General features: G+C 71.6%; 1 protein-coding gene. It reads right to left on the bottom strand.

Annotation, left to right across the window (positions count from 1 at the left end; genetic code table 11):
• Window positions 1-881, bottom strand: an 881-nt coding sequence (locus tag Aph01nite_RS40970; protein WP_204046486.1) for a fibronectin type III domain-containing protein, incomplete at both ends; no start/stop codon positions are given.

Below are 881 nucleotides of genomic sequence, written 5' to 3'. Positions count from 1 at the left end.
GGGGTGGCGGTGTTGCCGTTGGGGCGGCTGACCTGGAAGCCGACGCTGGTGGTGCTCGCGCCCGCCGCCAGAGTGCCGTTGTGGCTGACGTTGCGGATCGTCACCGTCTGGCCGCTGGTGGTGAAGGTGCCGTTCCACGAGCCGGTCAGGGTGTGCCCGGCCGGCAGGGTGAAGGTCACCGTCCAGCCGGTGATCGTGGCGGTGCTGGTGTTGGTGATGGTCAGCGGCTGGATCACATAGCCGTTGCCCCACTGGCTCTGCACCGTGGCCACCGCCGAGCAGGTCCCGGTGGAGGTGCCGGGCTGGGTGGTGATCTGCACGGTGTTGGAGACCGGCGAGATGTTGCCGGCCGCGTCCCGGGCCCGGACCTGGTAACGGTAGGTCGTGTTCGCGGTCAGGCCGGTGTCGGTGAAGCTGGTCGTGGTTGAGGTGCCGGCCTGGGCGAAGGCGCCGCCGGAGGCGCCGGGCGCGCGCAGGATGTCGTAGCCGACCACGCCGACGTCGTCGGTGGAGGCCGTCCAGGACAGGCTGGTCCCGCTTGAGGTGGTGCCCGAGGCGGCCAGGCTGCCGGGAGCCGTGGGCGGGCTGGTGTCCCCGCCGGTGCTGCCCTGCGTGGTGAAGGTGACCAGGGCGGAGTTGCCCGACAGGTTGCCCGCGCCGTCACGGGCCCGCACGTACACCTGGTACTGGGTGCCCGGTGCCAGGCCGGTCAGGCTGATGGAGTTGGTGGTGGACTGGCCGAGCTGGGGGTCGGTGGCGCCCTGTTCGCGGTAGACGTTGTAGCCGGCCAGGCCGCTGCCGCCGGAGTCGGTGGAGGCGGTCCAGGTCAGGCTGGCGGAGGTCTGGGTGATGCTGGAGGCGGTAGGCGTACCCGGCGTGGT

This window comes from Acrocarpospora phusangensis (assembly GCF_016862995.1).
In the GTDB taxonomy this organism is placed as follows: domain Bacteria; phylum Actinomycetota; class Actinomycetes; order Streptosporangiales; family Streptosporangiaceae; genus Acrocarpospora; species Acrocarpospora phusangensis.
Note: the sequence above shows the minus strand (reverse complement) of the source record. Positions and strands in the feature narration are given on the sequence as shown.